This window comes from Novosphingobium sp. HR1a, from assembly GCF_015594425.1.
GTDB classification, from domain to species: Bacteria; Pseudomonadota; Alphaproteobacteria; order Sphingomonadales; family Sphingomonadaceae; genus Novosphingobium; species Novosphingobium resinovorum_A.
Window position 1 is genome coordinate 26301 of sequence record NZ_JABXWS010000039.1, and the last position, 7319, is coordinate 33619.

At 66.9% G+C, this 7319-nt stretch carries 6 protein-coding genes; all 6 read left to right on the plus strand.

The genetic code is table 11. The features are described from left to right. Positions 1–168 precede the first annotated feature (168 nt). Positions 169–1410 carry a putative DNA modification/repair radical SAM protein gene (locus tag HWN72_RS09290; protein WP_211150103.1) on the plus strand — a complete coding sequence of 414 codons (1242 nt, stop codon included), beginning with the start codon at positions 169–171 and terminating at the stop codon, positions 1408–1410. After that, entirely contained in the window at positions 1407–2810 is a 1404-nt protein-coding gene (locus tag HWN72_RS09295) for a UdgX family uracil-DNA binding protein (RefSeq protein WP_211150104.1), read from the plus strand. The genes HWN72_RS09290 and HWN72_RS09295 overlap by 4 nt, the downstream gene beginning before the upstream one ends. Before the next feature lie 60 nt (positions 2811–2870). Then, positions 2871–3125 carry a hypothetical protein gene (locus tag HWN72_RS09300; RefSeq protein WP_036524835.1) on the plus strand — a complete coding sequence of 85 codons (255 nt, stop codon included), beginning with the start codon at positions 2871–2873 and terminating at the stop codon, positions 3123–3125. Positions 3126–3258: 133 nt separating this feature from the next. Next, positions 3259–3783, plus strand: a complete 525-nt coding sequence (locus HWN72_RS09305; RefSeq protein WP_211150105.1) for an RNA polymerase sigma factor — start codon at positions 3259–3261, stop codon at positions 3781–3783. Positions 3784–3852: 69 nt separating this feature from the next. Beyond that, on the plus strand, positions 3853–4779 hold the full coding sequence (locus HWN72_RS09310; RefSeq protein ID WP_211150106.1) for a FecR domain-containing protein: 927 nt from the start codon (positions 3853–3855) through the stop codon (positions 4777–4779). A gap of 4 nt (positions 4780–4783) precedes the next feature. Beyond that, positions 4784–7210 (plus strand): TonB-dependent receptor, encoded by a 2427-nt coding sequence (locus tag HWN72_RS09315; protein WP_211150107.1) that lies wholly within the window; start codon positions 4784–4786, stop codon positions 7208–7210. The last annotated feature ends 109 nt before the right edge of the window (positions 7211–7319 follow it).

The window sequence follows — 7319 nt, forward strand, 5'->3', positions numbered from 1 at the left end:
CCGATCGCCGCGACCGCTGCCGTTTGACAGGGGGTTAGCATTGCTGACCCGTCGGCAGCACCCCCAATCTGGGTCGCCGACGCGATCGTACCAATCCGGATTAAACGGATATGACGACTCACCATCGGCCGACTTGCAAAGGATTTGATTGGAACATATAAGGAACATATGTCTCGTTCCTCCATCATGGACCGTCTCGAAATTCTTGCCGATGCCGCCAAGTATGATGCCTCCTGCGCGTCGTCCGGTACCGCAAAAAGAAACAGTCGTGACGGACGCGGGCTGGGCTCGACGGAGGGCATGGGCATTTGCCATGCCTATGCCCCGGACGGGCGGTGCATTTCGCTGCTGAAGTTGCTGCTGACGAACCACTGCATCTTCGATTGCCATTACTGCATCAACCGCAAAAGCTCGAACGTGCGCCGCGCGCGTTTCACGCCGCAGGAAGTGGTAGATCTCACGCTTTCGTTTTATCGTCGCAACTATATCGAGGGGCTGTTTCTCTCCTCCGGGATCGTGAAGTCTTCCAGCCATACGATGGAACAGTTGATAGAGGTCGCACGTATCCTGCGGGAAGAGCACGATTTTCGTGGATACATCCATTTAAAGACAATTCCGGAGGCGGAACCCGAACTGGTGGCTCAGGCCGGGCTGTGGGCGGACCGGGTCTCGATCAACGTCGAACTGCCTACCGAAGCGGGATTGTCTCGCCTTGCGCCGGACAAGAACGCGGCCACCATAGAAGGTGCCATGGGCAGGCTTTCGGGCGCGATAACCGAGGCGCATGATGCTCGAAAGCGTTTTCGCAAAGCGCCCATATTTGCCCCCGCCGGGCAATCGACCCAGATGATCGTCGGCGCGGACGGCGCCAGCGATGCCCAGATCGTGGGAAAGGCCAGTACGCTCTACGACCGCTTTGCCCTCAAGCGCGTGTACTATTCTGCCTTCAGTCCGATCCCCGAGGCCAGCGCCGTATTGCCTCTGAGGCGCCCGCCGCTGATGCGGGAGCATCGGCTCTATCAATCCGACTGGTTGATGCGCTTTTACGGTTTCGCGCCGCAGGACGTGCAACAGGCGACCGAGGATGATGGCATGCTGCCTCTCGATATCGACCCCAAGCTCGCCTGGGCGCTCAAGTTCCGGGACCGGTTCCCGGTCGATCTGAACCGCGCCCCGCGTGAAGCGATGTTGCGAGTGCCGGGGCTTGGCGTGAAGGCGGTCGATGCGATCCTCGCCGCGCGGCGGCATCGATCGATCCGGCTGGAAGATCTCGCGCGGCTCAGCGTCTCGGTGAAGAAGCTGCGGCCTTTCATCGTCACCGACGACTGGCGCCCCACCCTGCTCCTCGACCGCGCGGACTTGCGAGCGCGCCTTGCTCCACCGGCGCAGCAGATGGAATTGTTCGCATGATCGCCGCGGCCATCGGGCAGCCCGACGACTTCGAGGCCTGGCGCGACGAGGCCCGGCGGCTGGTTGCGCGCGGCATAGCGCCCGAGGCGACGGCCTGGGGCGATGCGGACGGTTCGGCGGATCTTTTCGCCGCACCGTCGTCGCCCCAGTCTGCGGAACCCTTGCGTCAGGTGCGGGCGAGCCGGGCTTTTCTCGACCTTGCCGGAAGCGTCGTCCTGCACTGCGACGCCGCGCGGCTGGGGCTGCTCTATCGCGTGCTCTGGCGGCTGCAGGACCGGCCTCGCCTGCTCGAGGATGCCGCCGATCGCGACGTCGCAGCGCTGGAGCGCATGGCGAAGCAGGTCCGGCGGGACATTCACAAGATGCGCGCTTTCGTCCGTTTCCGCAGCGTAGCCGACGAAGACGGGATCGAACGCTTCGTCGCCTGGTTCGAGCCCGAACACCGGATCGAGCGCGCCAACGCCGATTTCTTCGTCAACCGCTTCGCCAGCCAGCGCTGGTCGATCCTGACGCCCCGCCTTTCCCTGCACTGGAACGGGGAAGTATTGCTGGAAGGCCCGCCCGCATCGCGTGCGGACGCGCCGGCTGAGGACGCGACCGAGGACCTGTGGCTCGGCTACTATCGCTCGATCTTCAATCCGGCGCGGCTCAAGGTGGGCATGATGCTCAAGGAGATGCCCCGCCGGTACTGGAAGAACCTGCCCGAAGCTCGCCAGATTCCCGATCTCATCGCGGGGGCGCACAAGCGCGAGGCTGCGATGATCGCCAGCGGTGCCGATCTTTTCCAGCAGGAAGCCGCGCCCTTCAGCCTGCAGGCCATCGCCGAAGGTATTGCACAATGCCGCCGCTGTCCGATCGGGTGCAACGGCACGCGCGCCGTCATGGGCGAAGGGCCGCAGACCGCCGACCTCATGATCGTCGGGGAACAGCCCGGCGATACCGAGGAGCGCGAAAATCGCCCCTTCATCGGGCCAGCCGGGCAATTGCTCGACCGCGCGCTCGGCGAGGCAGGCGTGGACCGGACGGCGGCTTACGTCACCAACGCGGTCAAGCACTTCAAGTTCGCCCCGCGCGGCAAGCGGCGATTGCACCAGGCCCCTACGGCGGGCGAGATCGATATGTGCCGCTGGTGGCTCGACAACGAACGCGCGCTGGTAAAGCCGAAAGTCGTGCTGGCCCTTGGCGCGAGCAGCGCGCGCGGCTTGCTGGGCCGCACCCCGGCGATCGGACGCGAACGTGGCCGGGCACTTTACCTGCCTGACGGCACACGTGTCTGGCTCACCGCGCACCCCAGTTACCTGCTTCGTCTCGACGGTGAGAGCCGGGAGCGCGAACAGGGGCGCTTCGCTGAAGATCTTGCCGGTCTCGCGCAGTTGCTTGCGGCGAGTGGAGTCGGCTGAGTGCAACTCCGAAGGCCTCCGCGCGTTCAACAGGACGGCAAACATTGAAGGGGAATGGTCATGGCCAGCGAATGCACTGCCTACCGCGATACCAAGGGCGGACTCCACAGCAGCCCTGAGCGCGCGACGCTCGAAGACCTCGCCGGCGTATTGGGCCGGGTCGGGGACGAAGGCGGGATGACTTCGGGTGTCGCCCGCATGATCTTCGACAAGCGCAGCGAAATCGAACGGATCTTCGCCGAACATGACCACATGCTGGAAGCAGCTCCCCCGGCAGCGATCGAGCCGGGGCATCATATTCGCGCAGTGAACTGAAATTCTCTCGACCTGATCTTTCCTCGTCCCGGCACCGCGGTCGATGTCGGGACGACGGTACTTCCCCGAAGGCGTGCGAACGTCTATCAGGCTGCCCGACCAAGAGTAGCCCCAGACTTCGCGCCCCTTCTTCGTGACCGCAGAAACTTCCCCCTCAGCCGGCCTTGAAGCGGCTTTTCTCGAACATCGGGAGAAGCTGCTGCGTTTTATGCGCGCGCGCGGCGCGGGAGATGCGGCTGAGGACCTCGTTCAGGAGGTCTGGCTCAAGATCGGCGCCAGCCGTCCCGGTCCGGTTGCATCACCGCTGTCCTATCTGTTCCGCACCGCCGACCTGCTGATGATCGACCGTTTCCGTTCGACCCGGCAGGCGGACGCGCGCGCTCGCGACTGGACCCAGGTGAATGCGGGCGATCCGCCGGGCGTTTCCGCCGAGCCTTCCGCCGAACGCCGCCTCGCCGCCGCGCAGGAAGCCGCCAGCGTTCTTGCCCTGCTTGACGGCCTGGGCGCGCGGGTGGCGACGATCTTCCGCCGCCACCGCATAGAAGGCACGCCGCAGAAAGTCGTGGCGAGCGAAATGGGCCTGAGCCTCAGCACCGTCGAAAGCGACCTGCGCGTCGCCTACCGGGCGCTCGCGGAATGGAAGGAACGCTCGAAATGAAGCCTGCGATGAGGCTGCAGCCGATCGGCTCCGTCATCGCCGGTGAAGGAGCGCCCGATGGCGAACGACATGGCGAATAAAGATGTGATCCGGGACGAAGCGCTCGGCTGGGCTGTGCGAGCCGGTGACCCCGCGTTCACCGACTGGGAAGCGTTCACCCTCTGGCTGGAGGGCGATCCGGCGCACGCGCGCGCCTATGACGACATCGCGGCCTCGGTGGCCGATGCAGCCGAACTCGTCGCCGCCTCCGCTCCGGCCAACGACGACGCCTCCTCCGCCGAACCGCCGCGCCGCCGCCGTCCCTGGCTGGCAAGCGCGATCGCCGCAAGCCTCGCGGTCGTGGCCGGGTTCTGGGCCTTCCAGAGCCAGCAGCGCGATCTCTACACCGTCGAGACGACACTGGGCGAGACCCGACGGGTCACGCTCGACGCCGATACCCGCATCGAACTCGCGGGCGGCACCGCCGTCGAGTTCGACCGCAAGGACAAGCGTTATGCCCGGCTCGAACACGGGCAGGCGCTATTCACCGTGCGCCACGATGCCGCGCACCCCTTCGAGGTCGCCGTGGGCGAAGAACGGCTGGTCGATATCGGCACCGTCTTCGACGTGCGCCGCGATGCACAGGGGCTGAGTGTCGCGGTCTCCGAAGGCGCCGTGCAGTTCGATCCGGATGGCGCCGACGTGCGCGTATCGCCCGGCGAAGTCCTGCGCCGCCCGGCTGGGACGAGCGAATACACACTTGCCCGCCTTCCCGCCGAGCAAGTCGGCGAATGGCGCGAGGGTCGGTTGACCTTCGAAGGTGCCACGCTGGATGACGTCGCCGCGCAGCTCAAGCGAGCCACCGGCATCGAGTATGTCGCGGCATCCGGCGGGTCGGGCGCGGTTTCCGGCTCGATCCTGGTGGCGCCGCTGCGCAAGGATCCGGGCTCCATAGGGCCGCTGCTGGGACTGTCGGTACGGTCCGAAAACGGACGCTGGGTGATCGGCTCGCACTGAGGCGATGCGCGGCGCCATCTGTATCGTGGCGGCCGCAATGGCCATGCCCGCTACCGCCTTCGCGCAGGAGATGGCGGTCGATACGCGCGCCGGATCGGCAGGACAGGTCGCGATCGATCTGGCCCGCCAGACCCGCTCCAGCATCGTCGTGTCCGATCCCTCAGTGGCATCCCGCATGGTCCCCGCGATGCGCGGACGGATGGGTGCGGCCGAGGCGGTGCGCCTGCTCGCGCGCAAGGCGGGCGGCCGGGCCATCGCCGTCGCGCCCGGCGCCTGGCGCATCGAGGCAAGCGCCGCGGCAAGAACAACCGTCCGGGGTTCTTCCCCTCCCCCCGCAGCAGCGCCGGTTGCTGTCGAGACCGAAGCGGCCGATCCTATCGTGGTGGTGGCCTCCAAGCGCGACCTCACCCTCGGACAACTGCCCGGACAGGTGACCATCCTCGACGGGGAATCGCTGGAGGCAGGGGGTATCGGCGGCACCGAGAAGATCACCCAGCGCGTCGCCACCGTCACATCCACGCACCTTGGCAGCGGGCGCAACAAGCTGTTCATCCGGGGCATCGCCGATTCCAGTTTCACCGGGCCGACGCAGGCGACGGTGGGGCAGTACCTCGGCGACCTCAGGCTCAGCTACAATGCGCCGGACCCGGACTTGCGCCTCTCCGACATGGCGCGGGTGGAAGTGCTGGAGGGGCCGCAGGGCACGCTCTACGGTGCCGGATCTCTGGGCGGCATCATCCGCCTCGTGCCTAATGCCCCGGTTGTCGGCGAGACCGAAGGCGCGATTTCGGTCGGCGGATCGCTGACCCAGAGCGGCGCGCCTGGCGGCGATGCGGCGGCGATGGTCAACCTGCCGCTCGGCAACTCGGTGGCCCTGCGCGCCAACTTCGACGCGGCGACGCTGGGCGGCTACATCGACAAGCCGCTGCTCGGCCGCAAGGACGTCAACCGTACGCGCATCCTCGGCGGCCGCGCCGGGCTTCGCGCGGAGGTCGCGCCGGACTGGACGGTCGATCTGATCGGCCTCGGCCAGTCCACGGATGCGCGCGACAGCCAGTATGCGGGACGCAATGCCCGCCCGCCGCTGACCAGTGGTGCGCAAGTGCGCGAGGGTTCGGACGCCGACTACCTGATGGGCCAGCTGGTGATCTCCGGCCGCATCGGCGAGGTGCGCGTGCGCTCGACCACCGGGGCGGTGCGCCAGCATCTGGAAGAGCGCTACGACGCCACGGTCGATCCGGACGCGCCGCGCCTGTTCTCGCAAGGGAACCGCACGCGCATGATCGCGCACGAGACGCGGATCTGGCAGCCCGAGACGCATGGCTTCGGGTGGCTGGTCGGCGCCAGCTACACCCACAACCGCACGGTGCTCACGCGCAGTTTCGAGAACTTCGTGACGACCACCGCCGCCACCGGCGTGCGCAACACCATCGACGAGTTCACGCTCTACGCCGAAGCCAGCCTGCGCATCCGTCCCGGTCTTACCGCCACCGCAGGCGGGCGCCTGACCCATTCGCGGCTCGGCGGATCGGGCGAGGATATCCTGCCGGCGGTGTCGTTCGCGATGGCGCAGGCCCGTGCACAGGTCACGGCGGACCGGACGACCACCACAGTGCTGCCCTCGCTGGCGCTCAACGCCGAAGTGATGGAGGCCACTAACCTCTACATGCGCTATCAGGAGGGCTTCCGCCCCGGCGGCTTCGCGATCGAGAGCGACTTCGTGCGCCGCTTCCAGAGCGACCGGACGCGCACGTTCGAATTCGGGGTGAAGCACGGCCAGCCCGGCGTCAGCCCCTTCGATCTTTCCGCCAGCGTCTCCTACACCCGCTGGCAGGACATCCAGGCCGACTTCATCGACAATTCGGGCCTGCCTAGCACCGCCAACATCGGCGACGGCCGCGTGTGGTCAGCCAGCGTGACGGGCGGCGTCGAGCTGTTGCAAGGCCTGAGGCTCGAGGCCGGCGCGACGTGGAACCAGAGCAAGGTCGATCAGCCGCCCGTAGAACTGCTCGGGCTTGTCGCGCGGTCGATGGCGGCCAGCAACTTGTCTCCGACCAGCCTGCTCGACGCGACGCTTGCCCGGTCGATGCAGGTGCCGAACATCGCGCAGTTCTCCGGCCGGATGAGCCTCGGCTGGAACCGCGAGATCGGCGAGAACCTGCGGCTGACCGCCAATGGCTGGGCCAGCTATGTCGGCAAGTCGCGCCTCGGTATCGGCCCGGAACTGGGTGATCCGCAGGGGGATTACCTCGACAGTGGTGCTGACCTGCGGGTCGGGACCGAGCGTTACGGTGTGACGCTGACGCTCAGCAACATCACGAATTCGCGCGGTAATCGCTTCTCACTCGGGACGCCGTTCGGGACCGGGCGGGACCAGACGACGCCGCTGCGGCCGCGTACGGTTCGGGTCGGGCTGGACGCGCGGTTTTAGGAAAGAAGGAAGGCCCACCCCCCGGCCCCTCCCGCAAGCGGGAGGGGGGAAAGACGGGTTCACCCTCCCGCTTGCGGGAGGGTCGGAAGGCTTGGCGATTTATCGCCTT

Excerpts from the sequence above, each read along its gene's own strand:
- HWN72_RS09290 (WP_211150103.1), top strand. The coding sequence starts at position 169 with ATGTCTCGTTCCTCCATCATGGACCGTCTCGAAATTCTTGCCGATGCC.
- HWN72_RS09295 (WP_211150104.1), top strand. The coding sequence starts at position 1,407 with ATGATCGCCGCGGCCATCGGGCAGCCCGACGACTTCGAGGCCTGGCGC.
- HWN72_RS09300 (WP_036524835.1), top strand. The coding sequence starts at position 2,871 with ATGGCCAGCGAATGCACTGCCTACCGCGATACCAAGGGCGGACTCCAC.
- HWN72_RS09310 (WP_211150106.1), top strand. The coding sequence starts at position 3,853 with ATGGCGAATAAAGATGTGATCCGGGACGAAGCGCTCGGCTGGGCTGTG.
- HWN72_RS09315 (WP_211150107.1), top strand. The coding sequence starts at position 4,784 with ATGCGCGGCGCCATCTGTATCGTGGCGGCCGCAATGGCCATGCCCGCT.